The following is a 26944-nucleotide window of genomic DNA, read 5'->3' on the forward strand; positions in this document are numbered from 1 at the left end:
TCGGCCGTTGCCCCTGCCGGCCCCAGCGGCTATGGTCCCGGGCTGTTCTGTCGTACCGGATCGCCTCATGTCGCCACGCAAAACCCTTCCTGCCGCCCTGGCCCTGGGCCTCACCCTCGCTGCGGGCGCCCATGCCGATGAAGGCATGTGGATGCCGACCCAGCTGCCGGAGCTGGCCAAGCCGCTGCGCGCAGCGGGCTTCATGGGCGATCCGGCCGACCTGGCCAACGTCACCGCACCACCGCTGAGCGCCGTGGTGCGGGCCGGAGGCGGCACCGGTTCGTTCGTTTCCGCCGACGGACTGCTGTTGACCAACCACCATGTGGCGATGGGCGTGATCCAGTACAACAGTTCGCCCGAGCACAACCTGATCGACAACGGCTTCATCGCCCAGGGGCGCGCCGACGAGCGGCCGGCCAATCCGGACTTCCGTGTGCTGGTCACCGTCGGCTTCGACAAGGTGACCGATCAGGTGCTGGCCAATGCCCGTGGCAAAACCGGCCGTGCGTACTTCGATGCGGTCGATGCGGCCAGCAAGCAGATCGTGGCGGAGTGCGAGAAGAACGGCAGCGTGCGCTGCTCGGTAGCCAACATGTACTACGGCACCGATTTCTACCGCATTGCCCAGCTGGAACTGAGCGATGTGCGCCTGGTCTACGCGCCGCCGCGTGCGATCGGCAACTATGGCGACGAGATCGACAATTTCATGTGGCCGCGCCATACCGGCGATTTCACTCTGCTGCGTGCCTATGTCGGCAAGGATGGCAAGCCGGCCGCGTACAGCAAGGACAACGTGCCGTATCAGCCACCGGCGCACCTGAAGATGTCCGTTGAAGGTCCGAAGGAGGGCGATTACGCGATGCTGGCCGGTTACCCGGGCATCACCTACCGCCACCGCACCGCGGCCGAGTTCGCCAGCCAGGTCGATGCGGTGTTGCCGCGCCGGGTATCGGTGTTCCAGCAGATGATCGACACCATCGAGGTGGCAACTGCCAAGGACGCGCAGGCGCGTACCCGTTACGCTTCGCAGCTGCAGTCGCTGAAGAACAACCGCAAGCGCGCCGCCGGTGAGCTGGAAGGCCTGCTGCGCAGCGATGCCAAGGCGCAGCGCGCTGCCGACGAGTCGGCCATGCTGGCGGCCACCGACCGCCGGTACCGGAGTGACATCCAGGCGTTGCTGGCCAATCTCTCGCAGGGTGCGGCGGTGGGTGAGCGCGACCTGCTGCTGGAGCAGATGGCCAACCAGAGCCAGCTGCTGCGCTCGGCGCTGCTGCTGGAACGCCTGCGCATCGAGTCGGCCAAGCCGGATGCACAGCGCGAAAGCGGTTACCAGCAGCGCGACCAGGCGATGATCGAGGGCGTACTCAAGCAGGTGCAGCGTCGGTATGCAGCGGAGGTCGAAAAGGCGCTGCTGACCACCCTGCTTACGCGATACCAGCAGTTGCCGGACGCGCAGCGCGTGGCCGAGTTCGATGCCGCCTTCGGCCGCACCCCGGCGCAGCTGGCGCAGGCGCTGGACACGCTTTACGCCAGCACCCGGCTGGGCGACGAGGCGCAGCGTCTCTCGCGCTTCGCCGCTGCGCGCGAAGGCAAGGCCCTGGCACCCGATCCGCTGATCGCAGTGGCCGCGCCGCTGGTGGCGGCGCAGCTGCGCATCGAGAACGAGAGCAAGACCCGCGAAGGCGAGCAGCTGCGCCTGCGCCCGGCCTACATGCAGGCGCTGTTCGCCTGGCGTGCCAAGCAGGGCCGCGCGGTGTACCCGGATGCCAACCGTACCCTGCGCATCAGCTACGGCAAGGTCGAGGCACTGCACCCGCGTGACGGCGTGACCTACTCGCCGGTGACCACGGTGGCCGGTATCATCGAGAAGAACACCAACGCCTATCCCTTCGATGCGCCGGCTCCGCTGCTGGCCGCCATCGCCAAGGGTGATTTCGGCAGCACGGCCGATCCGGCCCTGAAGACACAGACCGTCAACTTCCTGACCAACCTCGATACCACCGGCGGCAACTCGGGATCGCCCGTGCTCAATGCCAAGGGTGAACTGATTGGCCTGAACTTCGACAGCAACTGGGAATCGGTCAGTGCCAGCTGGTGGTTCGATCCGCGCTACAAGCGCGCCGTGCACGTGGACATGCGCTATCTGCGCTGGCTGTTGGCCAAGGTCTACCCGGCGCCGGAACTGTTGAAGGAAATGGGCGTTCCGGCCCAGTAAGTCGCCGGCCACGACCCCGGTCGTGGCCCGCACCGCGTAAGCCCCCCACGCCGGTGGGGGGGTGTTGCCCCCAACGAGCCCGTACGTCTGGCCGCCTCTGGCCTACACTGCGGGTTCCTCTGACGGAAACGCGCGCGTGGTCTCCAGCTGGATCCTGCTGCTGGTCTCGGTTGCCTATGCCGCACTGCTGTTCGGCGTGGCATGGTGGGGCGACCGTCGGCCGATGTACCCAGACCGGCCCTGGCTGCGGCCGGTGGTCTACAGCCTGGCGCTGGCCGTGTACTGCTCGTCCTGGACCTTCTATGGCGCGGTGGGCACCGCCGTGCGCAACGGTATCGGCTACCTGCCGATCTACATCGGGCCGCTGCTGCTGCTGCTGTTCGGCTGGCGCATCATCGAGCGCCTGGCCCTGATCGCCCGCAGCCAGAACGTGGTGTCCATCGCCGATTTCATCTCCTCGCGCTTCGGCCGCTCGCGGCGCCTGGCCGCGCTGGTGGCGATCATCGCCCTGATCGGCATCGTTCCCTACCTGGCCCTGCAGTACAAAGCGGTGGCGATGAGCCTGCAGGTGCTGACCGGCAACACCGGCCCGACCGGCTTCTTCAGCGATCCCGCACTGTATGTCGCCCTGCTGATGGCCCTGTTCGCCACGCTGTTCGGCACGCGCCAGGTGGATGCCACCGAGCATCACCACGGCATGATGCTGGCGATCGCCCTGGAATCGGTGATCAAGCTGCTGGCGATGCTCGCCGTTGGCGTATTCGCCTATGTGTGGCTGACCGACCGCACCGATGCGGTGGTCGAGTCGGTGCATACGCTGTTCACCGGATTGCCGCCGGTGGGATTCATTTCGCAGACCCTGCTCAGTTTCCTCGCCATCGTCTGCCTGCCGCGCCAGTTCCATGTCGCGGTGGTCGAATGTGGCGATGTACGCGACGTGCGCCGTGCACGCTGGATGTTCGGTGGTTACCTGGTGCTGATCTCGGCGATGGTGCTGCCCATCGCCACCGCGGGCGTCACGTTGTTCGGCACCGGCGGCAGCGTCGCCGACGATGCGATGGTGCTGGCGCTGCCGCTGGCCGAGGGCCGCAACGCGCTGGCGCTGGTCGCCTATGTGGGGGGCTTCTCTGCCGCCACCGGCATGGTCATCGTCTCATCCATCGCGCTGGCCACCATGGTCAGCAATGATCTGGTGATGCCGGTGCTGCTGCGCCGCAGTGGCGATCACCAGGAAGCAGCCGACGTGGCTTCACGCGTGCTGTGGATCCGCCGCCTGGCGATCCTGCTGCTCGCGTTGATGGCGTACAGCTACTACCGCAGCAGCAGCAACGACAGCACCCTGGCGTCCTACGGCCTGATGGCGTTCGCCGCGGTAGCGCAGTTCGCACCGGGCCTGATCGGCGGCCTGTACTGGCGTGGCGCCAGCCGCCGCGGCGTGGAAACCGGCATGCTGCTCGGCTTCGCCACCTGGCTCTATACCCTGTTGCTGCCGGCGATGACCATGGCGGGATGGGTCGACGCCGGCTGGGTCCAGCAGGGCCCGTTCGGCATCGAATGGCTGCGCCCGCAGCAGCTGTTCGGCATGACCGGCTGGGATCCGCTGACCCACGGTACCTTCTGGTCGTTGCTGGTCAATGCAGCAACGATGATGCTGGTGTCCGCACGCTGGCGGCCGGGGGTGGACGAGCGACTGCGTGCTGCGCCCTTCCTCGATCCGTACGCCGAGCGCCCCTCGGTCGCCGGCGGTTGGCCCGGCCACGTGCATGTGGGCGACCTGCTGGCGCTGGCCTCGCGCGTGGTGGGCGAGCGTCATGCGCGGCGTTCGTTCTTCGAGCAGGCGCAGTCGCTGGGCCGCGAACTGCAGTCTTCCGCGCCGGCCGACCGGCCCTGGGTGCAGTTCACCGAGCGCCTGCTGGCCGCGTCGATCGGTGCCGCCTCCGCGCGCCTGCTGCTGACCAGCCTGCTGCGCGGCTCCGGCATGGACCTGGGTGAGGTGGTGGCGGTGTTGGACGAAGCCGGACAGGAACTGCGCTTCAACCGCGAGATCCTGTCCACCACGCTGGAAAACATCAGTGCAGGTGTCAGCGTGGTCGATCCGGACATGCGCCTGACGGCGTGGAACCGCCGCTACCAGGACATGTTCGGCTACCCCGACGGCATGCTGTACGTGGGCCGCCCGGTGGCCGACCTGATCCGCTACAACGCCGAACGGGGCGAGCTGGGCGAGGGCGACATCGAGGTGCAGATCAACCGCCGCATCGGCTACATGCGCGCCGGTTCACCGCACGTGTTCGAGCGCACGCGCAGCGATGGCAAGGTGATCGAGATGCGTGGCCAGGCCTTGCCTGGCGGCGGCTATGTGACCAGCTACAACGACATCACCGATTACAAGCACGCCGAGAAGGCGCTGCTGGAAGCCAATGAAACGCTGGAACAGCGCGTCGCCGAGCGCTCCCACGAAGCTGAAGCCGCCCAGCAGTCGAAGACCCGCTTCCTGGCCGCGATCAGCCATGACGTGCTGCAGCCGCTCAATGCGGCGCGCCTGTTCGCTTCGGCGCTGCGTGACAGCGTTCATGTGAGCGACGAGCAGAAGCATCTGGCCGAGCGCGTGGATGCCTCGCTGCGCGCGGCCGAGGAGCTGCTGGATGGCCTGCTGGACGTATCGCGGCTGGATGCAGGTGGGTTGCATCCGGTCATCGGCGAGTTCGACGTCAGCGCGCTGATGCGCGAGCTGGCCGCACAGTACACGCCGGTTGCCGCCGGCCGTGGCCTGCGCCTGGATCTGTTCGCGCGCCCGGCATGGGTGCGCAGCGACCGGCGCCTGCTGCGGCGTGTGCTGCAGAACTTCCTGGCCAACGCGCTGCGCTATACACGGCAGGGCCGCATCGTGCTGGCCGTGCGCCACCGGGGCGAGGAAGTGGAACTGCAGGTGTGGGATACCGGCCCCGGCATCCCGGAGCATCACATGCGGCAGATCTTCGATGAGTTCCATCGCTACCAGCAGCCCTTCGACTGGGGCGAGCAGGGCCTGGGCCTGGGCCTGTCGATCTGCCAGCGCATCTCGCGCCTGCTGGACCATCGGCTCAACGCACGCAGCCGCGTCGGCAGCGGGTCGATGTTCTCGATCATCCTGCCGCGCGTGGCGCCTCTGCCGGGCTACACCGAGCCTGCCACGGCGGTCCAGGTGGCCGCCACGCCGGTGCGCAGCGATTCGCTGGCCGGCCTGCGCGTGCTGTGCGTGGACAATGACGAGGAAATCCTCGACGGCATGCGTGCGCTGCTGGGTCGCTGGCAGGTGCAGGTGATCACCGCCGCCACCGTCGATCAGGCGCTGGAAAAGATTGCCGAGCGCCCGCAGGTGATGCTGGTGGATTACCACCTGCATGACCGCATGGATGGCCTGGACGCGCTGGTGGCACTGCGCGAGGCGGCAGGATATCCGCTGCCCGGTGCCCTGCTCACTGCCGATGGTCGCGATGAGCTGAAGCGGATGGCGCGCGAGCGGGGTTATCGGGTGCTGACCAAGCCGATCAAGCCGGCCTCGCTGCGCGCCTTCCTCGGCGCGCTGCGCGACGCCGGCAGCAACGAAGCCTGATGGCAACTGTAGAGCCGGGCCTATGCTCGGCTCCTGCGCGCGGCACGGTGTTCCGTGGCCCGGACGAACAGCAGCCGAGCATTGGCTCGGCTCCACAAGAATCCACTTGCGCAGCCTCTCTGTAGAGCCGAGCCCATGCTCGGCTCCGCGCGCAGCCCGGCGCTGATATAGCCATCGCTATACAAACCAGCCCTGCCTGCGCGTTTCACCAGAAATGTGCCAGGCGCGAATCGCGATGCTAAGCTTCGCGTCCCCTTGGGGAGTAGCCGGATTCCTACGCAGGAATCGTCCACGTCAACATACTCGGCCAGTGCGCCGTGGCGTGGACAACCATGATGGTTGGCGAGACCAGCGGCCCGCGCGCGCAACGTCAGGTTGGGCGCGAGCGCAGGCCGTGCGTCCGTCCTAGCCCGACCTCAGCAGCCACACATGTCCCCCATTTCGATCCTCCTGATCGGCTTTGCCATGTCCACCGATGCCTTCGCCGCGGCGATCGGCAAGGGTGCGGCGATGCGCAAGCCGGTGTTCCGCGATGCACTGCGTGCCGGCATCATCTTCGGCGTCATCGAGGCGATCACGCCCATCATCGGCTGGTTGCTCGGCCGTGCCGCCCTGCAGTACGTCGAAGCCTTCGATCATTGGATCGCCTTCGGCCTGCTCGGCGCGCTGGGCATCCACATGATCTACAACGGTCTGCGTCCGGATGAGGGTGAAGAAGATGAAGACCCCTCGCAGCACCACGGCTTCTGGAAGCTGGCGCTGACGGGATTCGCCACCAGCATCGATGCGATGGCGGTGGGTATCGGCTTGGCGTTCATGGATGTCCATATCGGCGTGATGGCGGCGGTCATCGGCCTGTGCACGCTCACAATGGTCACCGTCGGCATCATGCTCGGCCGCGTGCTGGGCAGCATGGTTGGCAAGCGTGCCGAGATCATTGGCGGCGCGATCCTGGTGATCATCGGCGCGACGATCCTGTACGAACACCTGCGCGGCGTGGGCTGAGCAGGGGCTACCTGTAGAGCCGAGCCCGTGCTCGGCTGGCGTATGAAGCAGCCGAGCGTGGGCTCGGCTCTACGAGGGCATCACAAGACCCCGTGCACGGCACCGCAGTACGCCGCGATCAGTCTTCTTCCGGCGGCAGCACGATCGCGTCGTCGTCGATGGCCAGCTTGCCGGCCATCAGCACCGCCTGGGTGCGGTTGGTCACGCCCAGCTTGCGCAGGATCGCGGTCACATGTGCCTTGATCGTCGCTTCGGAGACGTTGAGGTCGTAGGCGATCTGCTTGTTCAGACGGCCGGCGCCCAGCATCTGCAGCACGCGGAACTGCTGCGGCGTCAGCTCGCGCAGGCGCTGGCCGACCTCGCGTTCCTCGCGCTCGGTGGGTGGCACGTTGTGTGCCTCCGGCGGGGCCCACGTCTCGCCGTCGAGGATGGTGCCCAGCGCATGACCGATGGTGTCCGAGTCGGCGGACTTGGGAATGAAGCCCAGCGCACCGTGATCGAGCGCACGGCGCATCACCGTGGCCTCCTCCCGCGCGGAGACGACCACCACCGGCAGGTGAGGATGCAGCGAGCGCATGTGCACCAGTGCGTTGAAACCCTGTGCACCCGGCATGTTGAGGTCCATCAGGACCAGGTCGGCATCGTTGTGCTGGTCGGCCAGCGCATACAGCGCTTCCACGCTGTCAGCCTCGAACAGCTGCACGCCGGGGATGACCCGCTGTACGGCCCCACGCAGGGCTTCGCGGAACAGCGGGTGGTCATCTGCAATCAGGAGGGTGGTCATGGTCGGGGGGAACCGTGGGGAAACTGTTCGGGGGCCAGGCCCCTGGGGTCAGAGCCCTTTCCCTGCGGAAAGGGGTCCGACCCCGGGTCGTACGTCAGCGTACCTTGCGTTCGTCCACCAGTGACGCCACCACCGACGGATCGGCCAGGGTCGAGGTGTCGCCGAGCTGGTCCGGCGCGTTTTCAGCAATCTTGCGCAGGATGCGGCGCATGATCTTGCCCGAGCGGGTCTTGGGCAGGCCCGGTGCCCACTGCAGATGGTCCGGGGTGGCGATCGGCCCGATTTCCTTGCGCACCCATGCGATCAGCTCCTTGTGCAGCTCTTCGCTCGGCGCTTCCTCGGCCACCAGGGTGACGTAGGCATAGATGCCCTGGCCCTTCACGTCGTGCGGGAAGCCGACGACGGCGGCTTCTGCCACCTTCGGGTGCGAGACCAGCGCGCTTTCGACCTCGGCGGTGCCGATGCGGTGGCCGGACACGTTGATCACATCGTCCACGCGGCCGGTGATCCAGTAGTAGCCGTCTTCGTCGCGGCGGCAACCGTCGCCGGTGAAGTAGCTGCCCGGATACGTGCGGAAATAGGTGTCGATGAAGCGCTGGTGGTCGCCGTACACCGTGCGCATCTGGCCCGGCCAGGAATCACGGATGATCAGATTGCCTTCGGTCGGGCCGTCCTGGATCTCGCCATCGGCATTCACCAGCGCCGGCTGTACGCCGAAGAAGGGCAGGGTGGCCGACCCCGGCTTGAGGTCCATCGCACCGGCCAGCGGCGAGATCAGGATGCCGCCGGTCTCGGTCTGCCACCAGGTATCGACGATCGGGCAGCGGCTGTCGCCGACCACCTCGTAGTACCAGCGCCAGGCCTCGGGATTGATCGGCTCGCCGACGCTACCGAGCAGGCGCAGCGAGGCGCGCGAGGTCTTCTTCACCGGCTCCTCGCCTTCGCGCATCAGTGCACGGATGGCGGTCGGGGCGGTGTAGAAGATCGACACCTTGTGCTTGTCGATGACGTTCCAGAAACGCGAGGTGTCCGGGTAGTTCGGCACGCCCTCGAACATCAGCGAGGTCGCGCCGTTGGCCAGCGGGCCGTACACGATGTAGCTGTGGCCGGTGACCCAGCCGACGTCGGCGGTGCACCAGTAGATGTCGTCCTCGCGCAGGTCGAACACCGCTTCGTGGGTGTATGCCGCGTACAGCAGATAACCGCCGGTGGTGTGGAGCACGCCCTTCGGCTTGCCGGTGGAACCGGACGTGTAGAGGATGAACAGCGGATCCTCGGCGTTCATGCGCTCCGGCTCGCAGGTGGAGGGCTGGCTGTCCACGACGTCATGGAACCAGCGGTCGCGCGGGGCCTGCATGTCCACCGCGCCGCCGGTGTGGCGCACCACCAGCACGGTCTCCACGGTGTTGGTGCCCGGCAGTTTCAGCGCTGCATCGACGTTGGCCTTCAGCGGAACCTTGCGGCCACCGCGCAGGCCCTCGTCGGCGGTGATGATGAGCTTGCTCTGGCAGTCGCTGACACGATCGGCGATCGAGTTCGGCGCGAAGCCACCGAACACCACCGAGTGGATCGCACCGATGCGCGCGCAGGCCAGCATGGCCACGGCAGCATCGACGATCATCGGCAGGTAGATGGTGACCCGGTCACCCTTGCCGACGCCCAGGTTGCGCAGCGCATTGCCGAGCCGGCAGGTGCGCTCGTACAGCTCGCGATAGGTCACGTGCTGGGCCGGTGCGTCCGGGCTGTCCGGCTCGAACAGCAGGGCGGTCTTGTCGCCACGGCTGTCCAGCTGGCGGTCAAGGCAGTTGACGCTGGCGTTGAGCTCGCCGTCCTCGAACCACTTGATGTGGAAGTCGGCCAGGTCGTAGCTGACGTTCTTGATCTTCGTCGGCGTGCGCATCCATTGCAGGCGCTCGGCGGCCTTGCCCCAGAAACCCTCCGGGTCGGTCACAGAAGCCTGGTACTGCTGTTGGTAGGACGTCTTGTCGATGCGTGCCTTGGCGGCGAACTGCGGATCGACGGGGTAGATATCAGCCATGGCACCCTCACTTGCACGTTGACTTTGTATGTGCGGTCGCAGCATCGCAACGACCGATCCCCCTCAGTTTGCCCCATCCACCCCCGGCCGCGTCACCACTGTGCTTAGACCATGGTCGAAAGTGGGCGCCCTGCGGGCCCGGCTTCGACCAATGGCGAATAGCCGGTGCGCGCATGTGCCCCGCAGTCTCGGCTCGACCGTGCCCCACGCGCGGCATCACCTTGCCACTTGGGAGAGAGGGCAACATGAGCCACCGTACGTTGAAAGCCGTGCGCACACCTTTGGCGGCCTGCCTGCTGGTCGCCCTGGTCGCACCGGGCATGGCGTTCGCAGAGACCGCCAAAGAAAAAGCACTCGAATCACGCGTCGCCGAACTGGAGCGCCAGGTCCAGCTGCTGCTGTCTTCGCAGCAACAGCAGCAGACCCAGATCGCCCAGACCCAGCAGGCGGTGACCGAAGTCCGCACCGTGCAGTCCGAGCAGAAGCCGGCGGTGCCGGCCGGCAAGCAGCCGATCCAGGTCACCACCATCACTCCGGGTGCCGCACCGGGTACCACGGTCAAGATCGGTGGCTTCATCAAGGCTGACTTCCTGGCGACCCAGACCAGTGACGGCCAGCTGGCCGACGATGCCACCGGCCGTTCGCTGTATCTGCCGGGCCAGACCCCGGTGGAAGGCGCCGGCGGAAACGGCAGGCGTTCGGGCACCGACTACAACGCCCACGCAAAGTTCTCGCGCTTCAACCTGGGCATCGACAACGTGAGCGAGTCCGGCAACAAGGCCGGCGCGTTCTTCGAGATGGACTTCTTCGGCAACTCGCTCGGCAACCAGACCGCCACCAACACCTACGGTGTCACCCTGCGCCATGCCTACATGTACTGGAACAACTGGCTCGCCGGCCAGACCTGGTCCAACTTCATGGACGCGGCCGCATTGCCGGAAGCGGTCGACTTCGTCGGCCCGACCGACGGTGTGATCTTCGTACGCCAGGCACAGGTGCGTTACACCAGCGGCGGCTTCAGCGTTGCCCTGGAAAACCCGGAAACCACCACGCTTACCGGTACCCGCAATCCGGTCACGGGTGCCTGGACCAACGCCAGCGCCAACTCCGATCGCGGCAGTCTGCCTGATCTGACGATGCGTTACGGCTGGAAGGGCGACTGGGGCACCTTCGGCGTCGGCGGCATCGTCCGCCAGCTGAAGGTCGACAACCAGACCACCGGCGCCAAGGCCGACAAGGTTGCCGGCGGCCTGACCCTGGGCGGCAAGTGGGTGATGGGCGACAGCGATTCGCTGCATTACCAGTTCACCGGAGGCGAGGGCATCGCGCGTTACATCGGCCTGGGCATCACCGCCGACTCGGCCTATGACATCGCCCGCGACGAGCTCAATCCGACCGGCGTTCTGGCCGGCTACGTGGGCTGGCGCCATGCGTTCTCGCCGAAGCTGCGCACCAACCTGATCTATGCGCGCAGCGACTACGACAACGACAGCGTGCTGGGCCCGCTGGTCACCAAGAGCGTGCAGAGCATCCGCGGCAACATCTTCTACTCACCGCTGCCCAAGGTCGATGTCGGCGCCGAGCTGATGTATGGCCGCCGCGAGATCGAGAACGGCAACAAGGGTGACATCACCCGGCTGCAGTTCACCACGAAGTACAGCTTCTGACGGCGCGCCGACCCAGGTCGGCCGCTACCGATACTGAGTGCCGACCCACCGTCGGCACCTACCAACAACGATTGCTTCGGAGGGGAAGCGTCTCATGTCCAGCACACCCAGCACCGCGCACAATCCCGCGGGCACCCTAACCAAGGGCCACAAGAAAGTCATCTTCGCTTCGAGCCTGGGTACGGTCTTCGAGTGGTATGACTTCTTCCTGTACGGCTCGCTCGCCGCCATCATCGCCAAGCAGTTCTTCAGCGGAGTCAATGAAACCACGGGCATGATCTTCGCCCTGCTGGCGTTCGCCGCCGGCTTCTTCGTGCGACCGTTCGGCGCGGCCTTCTTCGGCAGCCTCGGCGACCGCATCGGCCGCAAGTACACCTTCCTGGTCACCATCCTGATCATGGGCATCTCGACCTTCCTGGTCGGTGTGCTGCCCAACTACGCGTCGATCGGCTTTGCCGCGCCGGTGATCCTGATCATCCTGCGTCTGGCCCAGGGCCTGGCGATGGGTGGCGAATACGGCGGCGCGGCGACCTACGTGGCCGAGCATGCCCCGGACGACAAGCGTGGCCTGTACACCAGCTTCATCCAGTGCACCGCCACGCTGGGCCTGTTCATGTCGCTGCTGATCATCCTGGCCTGCCGCTACTTCCTGGGCAATGAAGCATTCGAAGCCTGGGGCTGGCGCATTCCGTTCCTGGTGTCCATCGTGCTGCTGGGCATCTCGGTGTGGATCCGCCTGCAGCTGAGTGAGTCGCCGCTGTTCCAGCAGATGAAGTCGGAAGGCAAGGGCTCCAAGACGCCGTTCCGTGACAGCCTGAAGGACGGCAACCTGAAGCTGATGCTGCTGGTCCTGCTCGGCGCAGCGGCCGGCCAGGCCGTGGTCTGGTACGGCGGCCAGTTCTATGCGCTGTTCTTCCTCAGCAGCATGCTGAAGGTCGACGCCACCACCTCCTACCTGCTGATCGCAGCCGCACTGGCGCTGGGTGTGCCGTTCTTCATCTTCTTCGGCTGGCTGTCCGACCGTATCGGCCGCAAGAAGATCATCCTCGCCGGCTGCCTGCTGGCTGCCGTGACTTACATCCCGATCTTCAAGGGCCTGACCCACTTCGCCAACCCGGCCATCGAAGAGGCCCGCAGCAGCTCGCCGGCCCTGGTCGTGGCCGATCCGTCCACCTGCTCGTTCCAGTTCGATCCGGTCGGCCTGCGCAAGTTCACCAGCTCCTGTGACGTGGCCACCGCCGCGTTGACCAAGGCGGGCGTGCCGTACGACGTGCAGCCGGCAGCGGCGGGTTCGCTGGCGATCGTCAACGTCGGCAGCGCCAGCGTCACCTCGTATGAAGCGGCGGGACTGAGCAAGGACGAAGGCAAGGCCAAGGCCGACGCGTTCGGTGCCGAACTGAAGACCGCCCTGACCACCGCCGGCTACCCGGCCAAGGCGGACAGCGCGCGCATCAACATTGCGGGCACGATCTTCATGCTGTGGCTGCTGGTGCTGTACGTGACCATGGTCTACGGCCCGATCGCCGCCTACCTGGTCGAGCTGTTCCCGACCCGCATCCGCTACACCTCGATGTCGCTGCCGTATCACATCGGCAACGGCTGGTTCGGTGGCTTCCTGCCGGCGATCTCCTTCGCGCTGGTGGCCGGTACCGGCAATCTGTACTACGGCCTGTGGTATCCGATCGCGATCGCGCTGATGTCGGTGGTGATCGGTGGCCTGTTCCTGCGTGAAACCAAGGACGTGGATATCACCAAGTAGGAATGATGTTCACCGGATGAAGGAGAGGCCGTGGTGCAGACCACGGCCTTTTCGTTGCCTTGTAGCGCCGAGCCATGCTCGGCGACCGCGCAGCGCGCGGCACAAAACTCCGCAGACGCGAAAAGACAGCGTTCAATGCCGTAATCGTGGTTGAAAAGCATCCGAAGCCACCCGCCATCTCGCGCCCAGGGTCAGATCTCTTTCGCGCGCGAAAGGTATCTGACTCCGTCGGACAGTGCCGCACCCCGTATAGTCGGCCCATGACGACCACCGCCCCAGCCGACCTCCCCGACCTCCTGCACACCCTGCGCAGCGCCTGGCAGTCGCAGCGCCCGTCGCTGGATCAGCGCGAAGCCGACCTGCGCCGCCTGCGCGAGGCGCTGAAGCCGCGTCTGGATGAAATGGCCCAGGCCATCGCCGAGGACTTCGGCCATCGCGCCCACGTTGAATCGAAACTGGCCGATGGCATGAGCGTGCTGTCGGCCATCGACCACCTGCGGCGCCACCTGCGGCGCTGGTCGAAGCCGCAGCGGGCATCGGCGGGATGGAAGTTGTGGCCGGCGCGCGCGCAGCTGCGGCCGACGCCGTTGGGCGTGGTCGGGGTGATCTCGCCGTGGAACTACCCGGTTACGCTGGCATTGGTGCCACTGGCCACCGCCATCGCTGCCGGCAACCATGTGTTGCTGAAGCCGTCCGAACATACCCCGCGCACCAGCGCGTTCCTGGCCGACCTGCTGGCCAGTGTGTTCCCGCCCGATCGGGTGGCGGTGGTGCAGGGTGGGGCGGACGTAGCCGCAGCGGTCTCCTCTTTGCCGCTGGACCATCTGTTGTTCACCGGCTCGACGGCCGTGGGCCGCAAGGTGATGGCAGCGGCAGCCGAGCATCTGGTACCGGTTACCTTGGAACTGGGCGGCAAGTCGCCGGCCATCGTCTGCCGTGATTTCCCGCTGGACAAAGCCGCCGCACGGCTGGCCACCGGCAAGTGGTTCAACGCGGGCCAGACCTGCATCGCGCCGGATTACGTGCTGATCGATACCGCGCGTCAGCGCGAGTTCGTGCAGGCGCTGCAGCAGCAGGTGCGCGAACGCTACGGCGATTTCAGCGAGGCCGGCGACTACACGCGCATCATCAACGAAGGCCAGTACCAGCGCCTGCAGGGCTATCTGGCGCAGGCGCGCGGACGCGGGGTGCCGGTGATTCCGCTGGCGCACGTGGATGAGGCTCGCGCCGGCCGCGAGCGCCTGCTGGTACCGACCGTGGTACTGGATCCGCCGGACGATCTGGACCTGATGCGCGAGGAGATCTTCGGGCCGATCCTGCCGGTGCGCGCCTACCCGGATCTGGATGCCGCGCTGGTCGACGTTGTCTCCCGCGACCGGCCGCTGGCGCTGTATCCCTTCAGCCACGACCGCGCCACCGTGGAGCGCATTCTTGCCAGCGTGGTGGCCGGGGGAGTGACGGTCAACGACACGCTGCTGCACTTCGCCGCCGATGGCCTGCCGTTCGGCGGGGTGGGCGCCAGCGGCATGGGCGCGTACCACGGCCGCGCCGGGTTCGATGCGATGAGCAAGCGGTTGCCGGTGCTGTGGCAGTCGCGCTGGGCGGCCAGCGACAGGCTGCGGCCGCCGTATTCGAAGATTGCGGGGATGTTGAAGCTGCTGCTGCGGTGAAGCCACGCATGGCCTGGCTCTACTGGTAGGTGCCAACCAAGGTTGGCGCCTACCAAAGCAGGCCCGGGTAGAATGCCCCCATGAAGATCGCCTCGTGGAATGTCAATTCGCTCAATGTCCGCCTGCCGCACCTGGAGCAGTGGCTCAAGGAGTTCGGCCCGGACATCGTCGGTATCCAGGAAACCAAGCTGGAGGACCACAAGTTCCCGGATGCGGCGTTGATCGGCGCCGGCTACCGCAGCGTATTCGCCGGCCAGAAGACCTACAACGGCGTGGCACTGCTGTCACGCGAGCCGGCGCAGGACGTGCAGATCGGCATTCCGGGTTTCGAGGACGAGCAGAAGCGCGTCATCGCCGGCACCTTTGGCGACCTGCGGGTGATCAACCTGTATGTGGTCAACGGCCAGGACGTCGGCACCGACAAGTATGCGTACAAGCTGCGCTGGCTGGAGGCCGTGCACGCCTGGATCGGCGAGGAACTGCAGCGGCACCCGAAGCTGGTCGTGCTGGGTGACTTCAACATCGCCCCGGACGCCCGCGACGTGCATGATCCGGAGGTGTGGAACGAGAACCACATCCTCACCTCCACCGCCGAGCGCGGCGCGCTGAACAAGCTGCTGCAGCTGGGCCTGCACGACGGTTTCCGGCTGCACAACGAGGAAGCCGGCACGTTCAGCTGGTGGGATTACCGCGCGGCGGGCTTCCGCCGCAATCTGGGCCTGCGCATCGACCTCACCCTGGTCTCCGATGCGCTCAAGGGCGGCGCCGTGGCGTCCGGCATCGACCGCGAGCCACGTACCTGGGAGCGCCCCAGCGACCACGCGCCGGCATGGGTGCAGTTGGGGTGAGGTAGCGCCGGGCCGTGCCCGGCGAGCGCAGCGGTCGGTGGCAGTCGCCGGGCCATGCCCGGCGCTGCCCGTCGGATCAACGTATGCTCTTGCGGGTGAACAGGTTGACGATCGCCAGCAGGATCACCGCACCGATCAGCGAGAACAGGAAGGTGCGGATGGTGATCGCTTCGTTGATGCCGCCGCCGAACAGCCAGCCGGAAATCAGCGCGCCGACGATGCCGACCACGATGTTGAGAATGATGCCCTGCTGCGCATCGCGCTTCATGATGATGCTTGCCAGCCAGCCCACGATGCCGCCGACGATCAGCCAGATGATGATGCCCATGATCGAACCTCCGGTGGAAAACCGTGACCAGTTGACGCGCATGGCTGTGAACCCGTCGTGCAATCGCGTGACGGTTGCGTGCGGATGAGCTTGCCAGCCACCCTGGATGGCCCCTGGCGCTTCGGGCCCGTGACGGTCTGGCGGCGGCCACATGTGCCGGGCCAGCGCGGTGAGCCGCAGGCCCGGCAGGTGCTGGCACAGGCGCTGGATCTCGCGCCGGAGGCACTGCCGCTGCTCCGCGACGAAAAGGGCCGACCCGAGCTGACCGGTGCGCTGGCCGACCACGGCACGGGCTGGAGCCACAGTGGCGACGTGCTGCTGGTGGCGCTGGGTGAAGGTGTACGGCTCGGCGTGGACCTGGAACTGCTGCGCCCGCGCCCACGCCTGCTGGAGATCGTGCAGCGTTTCTTCCATCCGGAAGAGGTGGCCTGGCTGCAGGGCCTGGACGCCACGGAACGCGAACACTGGTTCTTCCGTGTCTGGTGCGCCAAGGAGGCGCTGCTGAAGGCACACGGGCAGGGCATTTCGTTCGGCCTGCATCGCCTGCAGCTGGCGCCAGGTGTCGACGGCGCCCTGCACCTGCGCTGGTGCGACCCTGCGCTGGGTGATGCCCGGCAGTGGCATCTGCACGAATGGCAGGCCAGCGGCCAGTTCCGTGCCGCATTGGCCTGGTATCCGCAATGAAGCGGCGAATCAGCCCGGGAAACGGGCGATAATGGCGGCATGAGCGAACACGAACTCCCCGCCGGCGTGACCGCCACGCTGGAGCAGGGCCTGGCCGGCATGGGCCTGGACGCCGCACTGGCGCCGCCGCTGCTGCGCTACCTGGGCCTGCTGCACCGCTGGAACGGCACCTACAACCTCACCGCCATCCGCGACCCGCAGGAGATGGTCACCCGTCACCTGCTCGATTCGCTGGCCATGCAGCCGTTCGTGGCCGATGGCCGCCTGGCCGACCTGGGTACCGGTCCTGGCCTGCCCGGCATCCCGCTGGCGATCGCCTGCCCGGGTCTGCAGGTCACCCTGGTCGAGAGCAACGGCAAGAAGGCCCGCTTCATGCGCGAGGCCGTGCGCCAGCTCGGCCTGGGCAATGCCCGCGTGGCCGAGTCGCGCGCCGAAGCGCTGGACGAGGCCGGCCACTACGACCAGTTGACCGCCCGTGCGATGGACACGCTGGCCGGCATCATCCGCGTCGGTGGCCACCTGTTGCGTCCTGGCGGTGTGCTGCTGGCGATGAAGGGCGTCTACCCGCATGAAGAGATCGCCGCACTGCCGGCAGGCTGGCAGGTGCGCGACGTGGCCCCGTTGAGCGTGCCCGGCCTGGCGGGCGAGCGCCACCTGGTCACCGTTACAGGCCCCTGATCCCGCCGCCAACCCTTTGCGCGACAAGGGGTTGGCGATCCACGATTTCCGCCCGGGCCCGGTTGTACGCATAATGACCGGTCCCAGCATCCGTCGACGAGGCACACCCGCATGGCCCGCATCATCGCCATCGCCAACCAGAAGGGTGGCGTCGGCAAGACCACGACCGCCGTCAACCTGGCCGCTTCCCTGGCCAACGCACCCAAGCGCGTGCTGTTGGTCGACCTGGATTCGCAGGGCAACGCGACCATGGGCAGTGGTGTGGACAAGCGTGAGCTGGCGGCGTCCACCTGCGACCTGCTGCTGGGCGAGAACACCGCCGCCGACGTGCGTGTGCAGACCGCGGAAGGCTACGACCTGCTGCCCGGCAACATCGACCTGACCGCAGCCGAAATCCAGCTGATGGCGCAGGGCGAGCGCGAGCAGCGCCTGAAGCGCGCGCTGGCGCCGATCCGCGACGAGTATGACTACATCCTGATCGACTGCCCGCCGGCGCTTTCACTGCTGACGCTCAACGCACTGGCCGCCGCCGATTCGGTGATCGTGCCGATGCAGTGCGAGTACTACGCGCTGGAAGGTCTGAGTGCTCTGGTGGAAACCATCGAGGCGCTGCGCGCCAGCCTGAACCCGGCGCTGGAGATCGAGGGCGTGCTGCGTACCATGTTCGATGTGCGCAACAACCTGGCCAACGCCGTATCGGCCGAACTGACCGAACACTTCGGCGACCGCGTGTTCCGTACCATCGTGCCACGCAACGTGCGCCTGGCTGAAGCGCCCAGCCACGGCCAGAGCATCGTCGGCTACGACCGCGCCTCGCGCGGCGGCGTGGCTTACCTGGGCCTGGCCGGCGAGATCATCCGTCGCAACAACGAACGCAACAAGGCCACCAAGGCCGTGGAGACCGTCTGATGACCAGCAGCAAGCCGGCAGCCAAGAAGCGAGGCCTCGGCCGTGGCCTGGATGCGCTGCTCGGTCCGAAGGGAGCGGTCAGCCAGGTGCAGGCCACCACCGCGGTGATCGAACCGTTGCCGGGTGAGGTGCTGCGCAAGCTGCCGGTCGGCCAGCTGCAGCCGGGCAAGTACCAGCCGCGTCGCGAAATGGACGAGGGCAAGCTGTCCGAACTGGCGGACTCGATCCGGTCGCAGGGCGTGATCCAGCCGATCCTGGTGCGTCAGCTGCCGGCGGGCAACTTCGAGATCGTCGCCGGCGAACGCCGCTGGCGCGCCTCGCAGCTGGCCGGTCTGGACGAAGTGCCGGTGGTGGTGCGCGAACTGGAAGACCGCACCGTCATCGCGATGGCGCTGATCGAGAACATCCAGCGCGAAGACCTCAATCCGCTGGAAGAAGCCGAGGCGCTGCAGCGCCTGATCAGCGAGTTCACCCTGACCCATGCCGAGGCGGCCGAGGCCGTCGGCCGCTCGCGCGCGGCGGTGTCCAACCTGCTGCGCCTGCTGGAACTGCCGGTGGCCATCCGCCTGCTGCTGGAAACCCGCCGCCTGGAAATGGGCCACGCCCGCGCGCTGCTGACCCTGGCCCCGGAACTGGCCGGCAAGCTGGCGCAGGAAGCGGCCGATGAAGGCTGGTCGGTGCGTGAAGTGGAGCGCCGCGCGCAGGCCTTCGCCGCCGGCAAGGTGCCGAGCAACCGCCCGGCGGCCGCGCCGAAGGTGCAGCAGGCCGACATCGCCTCGCTGGAAACCGAACTGTCCGAGTCGCTGGGGACCAAGGTGGCGATCAGCCACGGTCGCGGCGGCAAGGGCAAGCTGATCATCCACTACACCGATCTGGATACCCTCGACGGCGTGCTGGAAAAGCTGCGGACCCGCCAGGGCTGAGTCGCTCGGCACGTGGACAGAGACCTGCAATGACCATCCTGCTCACCGGCGCTGCCGGCTTCATCGGTGCCTACACCGCCCGCGCGCTGCTGGAGGCGGGCCAGCCGGTGGTGGGCCTGGACAACTTCAACGACTACTACGACCCGCAGATCAAGCGGGACCGCGTGGCCGCGCTGTGCCCCACGCTGGACCTGCGCACCCTGGACCTGACCGACCAGCAGGGCCTGGCTGCGCTGTTCGATGAGGTGCAGCCGGCGGCAGTGATCCACCTGGCCGCGCAGGCCGGGGTGCGCTACTCGCTGGAGAATCCGCAGGCCTACGTCGACAGCAACCTGGTCGGCTTCGTCAATACCCTGGAACTGTGCCGCCACCGCGGCGTGCAGCATCTGGTCTACGCCTCCAGCAGTTCGGTGTACGGCGATTCGGCCACGCCGCCGTTCTCCGAGGACCAGCGCGTGGACCAGCCGCGCTCGCTGTACGCGGCCACCAAGGCTGCCAACGAGCTGATGGCGCACACCTACGCGCAGCTGTATGGCCTGCGTGCCACCGGCCTGCGCTTCTTCACCGTGTACGGCGCGTGGGGACGGCCGGACATGGCGCCGCTGCTGTTTTCGCGTGCCGTCCTGGCCGGGCGCCCGATCGAGGTGTTCAACCAGGGGCGCATGCAGCGCGATTTCACACATGTCTCCGACATCGTGTCGGGTATCCTCGGCGCGCTCGCGCACCCGGCCGACGGTCCGGTACCGCATCGGGTATTCAACCTCGGCAACCATACGCCGGTCGAGCTGGAGCGCTTCATCAGCGTCATCGAGCAGGCCGCCGGCCGCCCTGCGCAGAAGGTCTACAAGCCGATGCAGCCGGGCGACATGGTCCGCACGATGGCCGACACCCGCCGCGCACATGACGCATTCGGCTTCGATGCGGTGACCCCGATCGAGCAGGGGCTGCCGCCCGTCGTCCAGTGGTGCCGCGAGTATTTCGGCGATCGCGCCTGAGGAGCAATCCTCACACAGCCGGATTCATCTTCGGATAACCTCGGCTTCGGAGAATGCGCGGTCTTTGTCCCCTCTTGGCCGAGTGACCCATGAGCCAACCCGAGCTTTCCGTTGTCGTCCCCGTATTCAACGAGCGCGACAATGTCGCGCCCCTGATCGCCGAAATCGTCGCGGCACTGCGGGGCCGGTTGCCGTTCGAGATCGTCTATGTCGACGATCACTCCCGCGATGACAGCCTGGCGGTGCTGCAGGGCCTGAAAGCCACCACGCCGGAGCTGCGGGTGCTGCACCACGTCGAGCAGAGCGGGCAGAGCACAGCGGTGCGCACCGGCGTCAAGCATGCCCGTGCGCCGTGGATCGCCACCCTGGATGGTGATGGCCAGAACGATCCGGCCGACATCCCCAAGCTGCTGGCGGCCCGCGATGCTGCCGACGGGCAGGTGAAGCTGTTTGCCGGCTGGCGCGTCAACCGCCAGGACAGCGGCAGCAAGCGCTGGGCCAGTCGCTGGGCCAACCGCATCCGGGCGCGCATGCTGCGCGACGATACGCCCGACACCGGCTGCGGCATCAAGCTGTTCGAGCGCGAAGCCTTCCTCGACCTGCCGTATTTCGACCACATGCACCGCTATCTGCCGGCGCTGATGCAGCGTGCCGGTTGGAAGACCACCAGCGTGCCGGTCAACCATCGCCACCGTACCGCTGGCGTCTCCAAGTACAACAACCTCGGCCGTGCGCTGGTCGGCATCCGCGACCTGCGGGGCGTTGCCTGGCTGATCACCCGCAGCAGGCGTACGGCGGTGGAAGAACGATGATGGCGCTGCACTGGCTCGACCAGCCGCTGACCTGGCTGTTCTGGACCGGCCTGCATGTGACAGGCTGGAAGCTGATCGGCTATACCGGCGCACTGATGTTCGGCGGCCGCTGGCTGGTCCAGTTCATCGCCTCCCGGCGTGCCGGCAAGCCGGTCATCCCGCGCCTGTTCTGGTACATGAGCGTGATCGGCAGCCTGATGACGCTGAGCTACTTCCTGTTCTCGGCCAAGCAGGATTCGGTAGGTGTGCTGCAGAACCTGTTCCCGGCGTTCACCGCGCTGTACAGCCTGCACCTGGACATCCGCCATCGCGGCTGGAAGCGGGACAAAGCCAGCCATTGAGGCAGCGCCGGAGAGGTGTCCGTTCTCCGCGCTGCGCGCTCGCGGGGCATGGCCCCGCGCTACCGATCCAACCGTTGAGGCGGCACCTGGGCGGGATCGAACGCCGGTAGCGCCGGGCCATGCCCGGCGGAGGTGTCCGTTCTCCGCGCTACCGGTCCTGCAGCGCAGGCAGGACTTTTGAACCATGCCCCGGCTGTCCGGCGGTGCCATGATCGGCGTCTGCCTTCCCGGGAACCTGTGCTCGTGAAAACCCGTCTTGCCGTTGCCCTGCTCATCGCCCTGTCCGCTCCGGCTGCCGTCGTGGCGGCTCCGCCCGCGCTCGCGGCGTCCGCCCCTGCGACCACCGAATCGGCGGCCGATGCCGCCTTCCGCGCGCTGTACGAAAAGGAATGGAAGTGGCGCCAGGCCGGGGGCGGTGAAGCCAGCGAGGATGGCGACGCGCCGGCCAACGCCACGCGGCTGCCCGATGTGGGCGCGGCCGCGCAGCAGGCGCGCCTGAAGGTCTGGGACCAGACCCTGGCCGAGCTGAAGAAGATCGACCCGAAGACACTCAGCGCCGACAACCAGGTGAACTACGCGATCTACCGCGACCAGGTGTTCAACCTCGCCGAGGAGGTGCGTCTGCGGGCCTACGAGATGCCGTTCAACTCCGATTCCTCGTTCTGGTCCAATCTCTCGTTCATGGCCCGGCGCGAGATGAAGACCGCGCAGGACTTCCGTAACTACATCGCACGCCTGGACGATGTGCCGCGCTATTTCGACCAGCAGACCGAGAACATGCGCGCCGGACTCAAGCGGGGTTTCAGCGTGCCCCGCGCGGTGCTTGACGGGCGCGAGGTCTCCATCGCCACCGTCGCCGAGCTGAAGGACCCCACCGAGTCGCCGCTGTACGCGCCGTTCAAGAAGCTGCCGGCCAGCATTCCGGCGGCCGAGCAGGCGCAGCTGCAGGCGCAGGCCCGTGCGGCGATCAGCGGCAAGGTGGTGCCGGCCTTCCAGCAGCTGCGTACCTTCTTCGTCAATGAGTACGTCCCGCAGGCGCGTACCACCCTGGCGGCCGAAGCGATGCCGGAGGGCAAGGCGTTCTACAGGCAGCAGATCCACGAATACACCACGCTGGACCTGTCGCCGGATGAGATCCATCGCATCGGCCTGGGCGAAGTCGCGCGCATCCAGAAGGAGATGAACGACATCATCCAGCAGGTCGGCTTCAAGGGCAGTTTCGGCGAATTCCTGACCTTCCTGCGCACCGATCCGCAGTTCTACGCCAAGACCCCGAACGAGCTGCTGTATCGGGCGGCGTGGATCTCCAAGCGCATCGATGGTGTCATCGGCAAGTACATGACACTGCCGCGCGCGCGCTTCACCATCGTGCCGGTGCCGCCGGACATCGCGCCGTTCTGGACCGCAGGCCGCGGTGGCATGGGCACCTATTGGCTCAACACCTACAACCTGCCGGCGCGGCCGCTGTACAACCTGCCAGCGCTGACCCTGCACGAGTCCGATCCCGGTCATGCCCTGCAGGGCGCGCTCGCCGCCGAACAGGGCGAACAGCCCGAGTTCCGCCGCAACGCCTACATCTCCGCCTACGGCGAAGGCTGGGGCCTGTACAGCGAGAAGCTGGGCGTGGAGATGGGCATCTATGAAACGCCCTACGAGGATTTCGGTCGCCTCACCTACGAGATGTGGCGCGCGGCACGCCTGGTGATCGATACCGGGTTGCACAGCAAGGGCTGGACCCGGGAACAGGCCATCGCCTACCTGCGTGACCATACCGCGCTGAGCGAGCACGAAGTGACCACCGAAGTGGATCGCTACATCTCCTGGCCGGGCCAGGCGTTGAGCTACAAGCTCGGCGAGATCGCCATCGTGCGCCTGCGCGCGCAGGCCGAGAAGGAGCTGGGCGACAAGTTCGACGTCAAGGGTTTCCATGACGCCGTGCTCAAGCAGGGGTCGGTGCCGCTGCCGGTACTGGAACAGCAGATCCAGGCCTATATCGCGCAGCGCAAGCAGGCCTGATCCGAAATGCCGCCGGGCATGGCCCGGCGCTACCAGAATGCGCGGTGGTAGCGCCGGGCCACGCCCGGCGAGCGCGAAGCGCGGCAGACGGGGCCGGGTTTCCTCCAGGAACCCCGGCCCCGCCGCGTCTTCATCGATGCGCACCGCGCGTGTAGCGATCCACCCATTCGCGCTCGAAGGCGTCGGCGATCAACGGCACCTTGAAGATCGCCGTATTGTTCTCCAGCTGCGCCATCATCCGGATCTCGCTGACCGTAGGGTAGTGACGCAGCAGGCGATGCGCTTCGGCCCGGATATCCATCGGCAGCCCGGCGTTGTCGGCCAGTTCGATCAGGAAGGCGCCGGCCTGGACCAGGTGGCGGGTGCGGTCCTGCGGTGTGGTCATGCAACGTCTCCTTGCAGGTGATCGACCCGGCAGGTACATCCCTGCCGGGCCAGAAGGGCCTCAGTGCGACGTGCCGGCCACGTTGGCCGGCCGAGGCCTGGCCACGCGCGCAGCGAAGGTCGGCAGCACCAGCAGGGTCAGCGCGGTCGCCGTGATCAGGCCACCGATCACCACCGTCGCCAGCGGTTTCTGCACCTCCGCACCGGAGCCACTGGCGATCGCCATCGGAATGAAGCCGACGATCGCCACCAGTGCCGTGGTCAGCACCGCGCGGATCCGGCTGGCGGCACCGTTGATTGCCGCCTGCAGGGGCAGGTCACCGGCATCGAGCCGCTCGCGGATGGCCTGCATCAACACCAGGCCGTTCAGCGTGGCCACGCCGGACACGGCGATGAAGCCGACCGCAGCCGATACCGAGAAGGGCATGCCACGCAGCAGCAGGGCGAGAATGCCGCCGACCAGCGCCAGCGGCACGCAGCTGAACACCAGCACGGCTTCCTTGCCACTGCGCAGGGCCATGAACAGCAGGCTGCCGATCAGCAGGAACACGACCGGCACCACCGTTGCCAGGCGCTTTTCCGCGCGCTGCAGGTTCTCGAACTGGCCACCCCAGGTGAGATAGGCGCCCGGCGGCAGCGCCACGTCGGCCACCGCTGCCTGCGCTTCGCCGACGAAGCCGCCCAGGTCGCGGCCGCGCACATTGGCCTGCACCACCACCCGGCGGCTGCCATTGTTGCGGCTGATCTGGTTCGGTCCCTCGCTGACCGTGATGCGGGCCACCGAGGACAGCGGGATGACCCGTCCGGCCGGTGTGGCAATCGGCAGCGATGACAGCTGGTCCGGATCGTTGCGCGCGGCATCGTCCAGCCGCACCACCACGTCGAAGCGTCGGTCGCCCTCGAAGATCTTGCCGGCCGCCGTGCCACCGATGCCGGTGGCCAGTGCATCGCTTACGTCCGCAGCGGTCAGCCCGTACTGCGCGGCGGCGACATGGTCGATCTTCACGTTCAGGGTCGGCAGGCCGGAAATCTGCTCCACCCGCACGTCAGCCGCACCGTCCACCGCACGCAGCTTCAACGCGACCTGGTCGGCCACCTTCTGCAGCTGGCTGAAGTCATCGCCGAAGATCATCACCGCCAGGTCGGTGCGCACGCCGGAGATCAGCTCGTTGAAGCGCAGCTCGATCGGCTGGCTGAACTCGAAGCTGTTGCCCAGCTGCTGCCCGGCCAGCGCCTCGAAGCGCGCCACCAGCGCCTCCTTGTCCAGCGTCGGATCGGGCCACTCCTTGCGCGGCTTCAGCACGATCACGCTGTCGGAGATGTTGGTTGGCATCGGGTCGATCGCGGCTTCAGCGGTACCGGTGCGCGAAAACACGGTTTCCACTTCCGGTTGCCCGGCAATCGCCTTTTCCAGCGCCAGCTGCATCGCCAGCGACTGCTCCAGCGAGGTCGACGGTACGCGCAACGCCTGCATCGCCACATTGCCCTCATCCAGCGTCGGCATGAATTCGCGGCCCAGCAGCGAGAACGAACCGATGCCCACCACCACCATCATCACCGCGCCGGCCAGCACCGAGCGCGGGTGGTCCACCGCCTTGCGGATCACCGGTTCGATGCGTGCGCGCAGCACGCGGATCAGGCGTGTTTCGTGTTCGCCGTCATCGGCGTGCGCCCCGCTTTCCTTCAGCTTCGGCTCGCGCACCAGCAGCGCAGCCATGGCCGGCACGAAGGTGAAGGAGAACAGGAAGGCACCCACCAGAGCCAGCATGAACGTGGCGGCCATCGGATGAAACGTTTTTCCTTCCACGCCTTCCAGGGTCAGGATCGGCGCAAACACCAGCAGGATGATCAACTGGCCGAACGCCGCTGGACGCGCCATCTTCCGCGCCGACTCCGCCGCCACGCGCAGACGTTCCATCGCGGTCAGCGCACGGCCCAGTTCGGCGCGGCGCTGGCCCAGCATCAACAGCGTTGACTCGATCACGATCACTGCACCGTCCACCAGGATGCCGAAATCCAGCGCACCCAGGCTCATCAGGTTGCCGCTGATGCCGAAGCGGTTCATGCCGATCACGGCGAACAGGAACGACAGCGGAATCACCAGCGCGGTGATGGTTGCCGCGCGCAGGTTGCCCAGCAGCAGGAACAGCACCACCACAACCAGCAGCGCACCTTCGGTGAGGTTCTTTGCCACGGTTCTGATGGTGGAGTTCACCAGCACGCTGCGGTCCAGCACCGGCACGGCCACGATGTCGGCCGGCAACGACCTGTTGACCTGCTCCAGGCGCGCCGCTGCCGCCTGCGCGACGGTGCGGCTGTTGCCACCGGCGATCATCAGGGCGGTACCGAGCACAGCCTCGTGACCATTGCGGCTGGCCGCGCCCAGGCGCGGTGCACGGCTGAGATCGACATCGGCCACGTCGGCCACGCGCACCACCACGCCGTTGCGGGTCGCAACGGGGGCCTGCGCCAGATCATCAGTGGTCAGTGCCAGGCCGTCCGCACGTACCACCAGGCCTTCGCCGGCACGCTGCACGAAACCGGCACCCGCCTGCACGTTGGCGCGCTGCAGTGCCGTGACCAGGTCGGCCAGGCCCAGGCCATGCGCAGCCAGCCTGGCAGTGTCCGGGTGCACGCCGTACTCCTTCACGTACCCGCCGACCGTATCGACGCCGGCCAATCCCGGGCTGGAGCGCATCTGCGGTGCGATGATCCAGTCCTGCACCGTACGCAGGTAGGTGGCGCGTTCTTCCGGCGTGCGCAGCAGGCTGCCCTCCGGCGTCCGGTAGACCTCGCCGGCCTGCCAGCCCGCATCCCCCGGTCTGGCCAGCCGGGTGGGATCGAACGGGGTGAAGTCCACCGTCCACATCAGCACCTCGCCCAGGCCGGTGGTGACCGGCGACAGCAGCGGCGACGCGCCATCGGGCAGATCTTCCGCTGCTTCACGCATGCGCTCGGCCACCTGCTGGCGGGCGAAGTAGATGTCGGTCGCGTCGGTGAAGATCGCGGTGACCTGGGAGAAGCCGTTGCGCGACAGCGAACGGGTGGTGGTCAGGCCGGGAATGCCGGCCAGCGCGGTTTCCAGCGGGTAGGTCACCTGCCGCTCGATCTGTTCCGGTGTCAGCGCAGGTGCCACCGTGTTGATCTGTACCTGGCGGTTGGTGATGTCCGGCACGGCGTCGATCGGCAGCTTGCCCAGCTGGAACAGGCCCCAGGCCGCGATCAGCGCCGCCAGGAACACCACCAGCCAGCGGAAGCGCACCGCTGATTCAATGATGAGCTTGAACATGGTC

General features: G+C 67.0%; 20 protein-coding genes and 1 riboswitch. Of the genes, 15 read left to right on the top strand and 5 right to left on the bottom strand.

Features of this window, described 5'->3' with window-relative positions; translation table 11 throughout:
- Positions 1-67 precede the first annotated feature (67 nt).
- The 3 genes from N5J29_RS09705 (at position 68) to N5J29_RS09715 (ending at position 6815) form a co-directional block, all read left to right on the top strand.
- A complete protein-coding gene (locus N5J29_RS09705; protein WP_164150417.1) occupies positions 68-2215 on the top strand; it encodes a S46 family peptidase in 2148 nt (715 codons plus the stop codon).
- Between the two features lie 136 nt (positions 2216-2351).
- On the top strand, positions 2352-5810 hold the full coding sequence (locus tag N5J29_RS09710; RefSeq protein ID WP_053517694.1) for a PAS domain-containing hybrid sensor histidine kinase/response regulator: 3459 nt from the start codon (positions 2352-2354) through the stop codon (positions 5808-5810).
- A 251-nt stretch (positions 5811-6061) separates the two neighbouring features.
- Positions 6062-6151: riboswitch (yybP-ykoY riboswitch) on the top strand.
- Positions 6152-6239: 88 nt separating this feature from the next.
- Positions 6240-6815 carry a manganese efflux pump MntP family protein gene (locus N5J29_RS09715; protein WP_053517695.1) on the top strand — a complete coding sequence of 192 codons (576 nt, stop codon included), beginning with the start codon at positions 6240-6242 and terminating at the stop codon, positions 6813-6815.
- 118 nt (positions 6816-6933) lie between these two features.
- Here the strand turns inward: N5J29_RS09715 and N5J29_RS09720 are convergent, their stop codons facing one another.
- Together N5J29_RS09720 and acs are read right to left on the bottom strand one after the other, a co-directional pair.
- Complete coding sequence (locus N5J29_RS09720) at positions 6934-7599, bottom strand: response regulator transcription factor (RefSeq protein WP_005411662.1); 666 nt, start codon at positions 7597-7599, stop codon at positions 6934-6936.
- A gap of 94 nt (positions 7600-7693) precedes the next feature.
- Positions 7694-9637, bottom strand: a complete 1944-nt coding sequence (acs, locus tag N5J29_RS09725; RefSeq protein WP_065181408.1) for an acetate--CoA ligase — start codon at positions 9635-9637, stop codon at positions 7694-7696.
- 245 nt (positions 9638-9882) lie between these two features.
- On the opposite strand from acs, the gene N5J29_RS09730 reads away from it, so the two are divergent.
- From N5J29_RS09730 to xth, 4 genes are all read left to right on the top strand, one after another.
- Entirely contained in the window at positions 9883-11304 is a 1422-nt protein-coding gene (locus N5J29_RS09730) for a DcaP family trimeric outer membrane transporter (RefSeq protein WP_053517699.1), read from the top strand.
- Between the two features lie 94 nt (positions 11305-11398).
- Complete coding sequence (locus N5J29_RS09735; RefSeq protein WP_164150419.1) at positions 11399-13063, top strand: MFS transporter; 1665 nt, start codon at positions 11399-11401, stop codon at positions 13061-13063.
- 260 nt (positions 13064-13323) lie between these two features.
- Positions 13324-14733: a coniferyl aldehyde dehydrogenase gene (locus N5J29_RS09740; protein ID WP_164150422.1), complete on the top strand. Its 1410-nt coding sequence runs from the start codon at positions 13324-13326 to the stop codon at positions 14731-14733.
- An 80-nt stretch (positions 14734-14813) separates the two neighbouring features.
- On the top strand, positions 14814-15581 hold the full coding sequence (gene xth, locus N5J29_RS09745) for an exodeoxyribonuclease III (protein WP_065174252.1): 768 nt from the start codon (positions 14814-14816) through the stop codon (positions 15579-15581).
- A 76-nt stretch (positions 15582-15657) separates the two neighbouring features.
- Here xth and N5J29_RS09750 read toward each other — a convergent pair whose 3' ends face one another.
- Positions 15658-15909, bottom strand: a complete 252-nt coding sequence (locus tag N5J29_RS09750; RefSeq protein WP_005411656.1) for a GlsB/YeaQ/YmgE family stress response membrane protein — start codon at positions 15907-15909, stop codon at positions 15658-15660.
- 84 nt (positions 15910-15993) lie between these two features.
- On the opposite strand from N5J29_RS09750, the gene N5J29_RS09755 reads away from it, so the two are divergent.
- From N5J29_RS09755 to N5J29_RS09790, 8 genes are all read left to right on the top strand, one after another.
- A complete protein-coding gene (locus N5J29_RS09755) occupies positions 15994-16593 on the top strand; it encodes a 4'-phosphopantetheinyl transferase superfamily protein (protein WP_164150423.1) in 600 nt (199 codons plus the stop codon).
- A gap of 39 nt (positions 16594-16632) precedes the next feature.
- Positions 16633-17271 carry a 16S rRNA (guanine(527)-N(7))-methyltransferase RsmG gene (rsmG, locus tag N5J29_RS09760; protein WP_053517711.1) on the top strand — a complete coding sequence of 213 codons (639 nt, stop codon included), beginning with the start codon at positions 16633-16635 and terminating at the stop codon, positions 17269-17271.
- Between the two features lie 111 nt (positions 17272-17382).
- Positions 17383-18180 carry a ParA family protein gene (locus N5J29_RS09765; protein ID WP_053517712.1) on the top strand — a complete coding sequence of 266 codons (798 nt, stop codon included), beginning with the start codon at positions 17383-17385 and terminating at the stop codon, positions 18178-18180.
- Positions 18180-19103 carry a ParB/RepB/Spo0J family partition protein gene (locus N5J29_RS09770; protein ID WP_065174254.1) on the top strand — a complete coding sequence of 308 codons (924 nt, stop codon included), beginning with the start codon at positions 18180-18182 and terminating at the stop codon, positions 19101-19103. The genes N5J29_RS09765 and N5J29_RS09770 overlap by 1 nt, the downstream gene beginning before the upstream one ends.
- A gap of 29 nt (positions 19104-19132) precedes the next feature.
- Entirely contained in the window at positions 19133-20098 is a 966-nt protein-coding gene (locus N5J29_RS09775) for an NAD-dependent epimerase/dehydratase family protein (protein WP_164150425.1), read from the top strand.
- 89 nt (positions 20099-20187) lie between these two features.
- Positions 20188-20910, top strand: coding sequence for a glycosyltransferase family 2 protein (locus tag N5J29_RS09780; protein WP_065174256.1), 723 nt, complete (start codon positions 20188-20190; stop codon positions 20908-20910).
- The gene (locus N5J29_RS09785) at positions 20910-21251 is read left to right on the top strand and encodes a lipid-A-disaccharide synthase N-terminal domain-containing protein (RefSeq protein WP_053517717.1); all 342 of its coding nucleotides are present in this window, start codon (positions 20910-20912) and stop codon (positions 21249-21251) included. Before N5J29_RS09780 ends, N5J29_RS09785 begins: the two co-directional genes overlap by 1 nt.
- Positions 21252-21494: 243 nt before the next feature.
- A complete protein-coding gene (locus N5J29_RS09790) occupies positions 21495-23267 on the top strand; it encodes a DUF885 family protein (protein ID WP_164150427.1) in 1773 nt (590 codons plus the stop codon).
- A gap of 130 nt (positions 23268-23397) precedes the next feature.
- Here N5J29_RS09790 and N5J29_RS09795 read toward each other — a convergent pair whose 3' ends face one another.
- Positions 23398-23652 (bottom strand): BPSL0761 family protein, encoded by a 255-nt coding sequence (locus tag N5J29_RS09795; RefSeq protein ID WP_128987622.1) that lies wholly within the window; start codon positions 23650-23652, stop codon positions 23398-23400.
- Between the two features lie 60 nt (positions 23653-23712).
- Positions 23713-26940, bottom strand: coding sequence for a CusA/CzcA family heavy metal efflux RND transporter (locus tag N5J29_RS09800; RefSeq protein ID WP_164150428.1), 3228 nt, complete (start codon positions 26938-26940; stop codon positions 23713-23715).
- Positions 26941-26944: the final 4 nt, after the last annotated feature.

The organism is Stenotrophomonas sp. GD03680 (genome assembly GCF_029844625.1).
Classification (GTDB): domain Bacteria; phylum Pseudomonadota; class Gammaproteobacteria; order Xanthomonadales; family Xanthomonadaceae; genus Stenotrophomonas; species Stenotrophomonas maltophilia_P.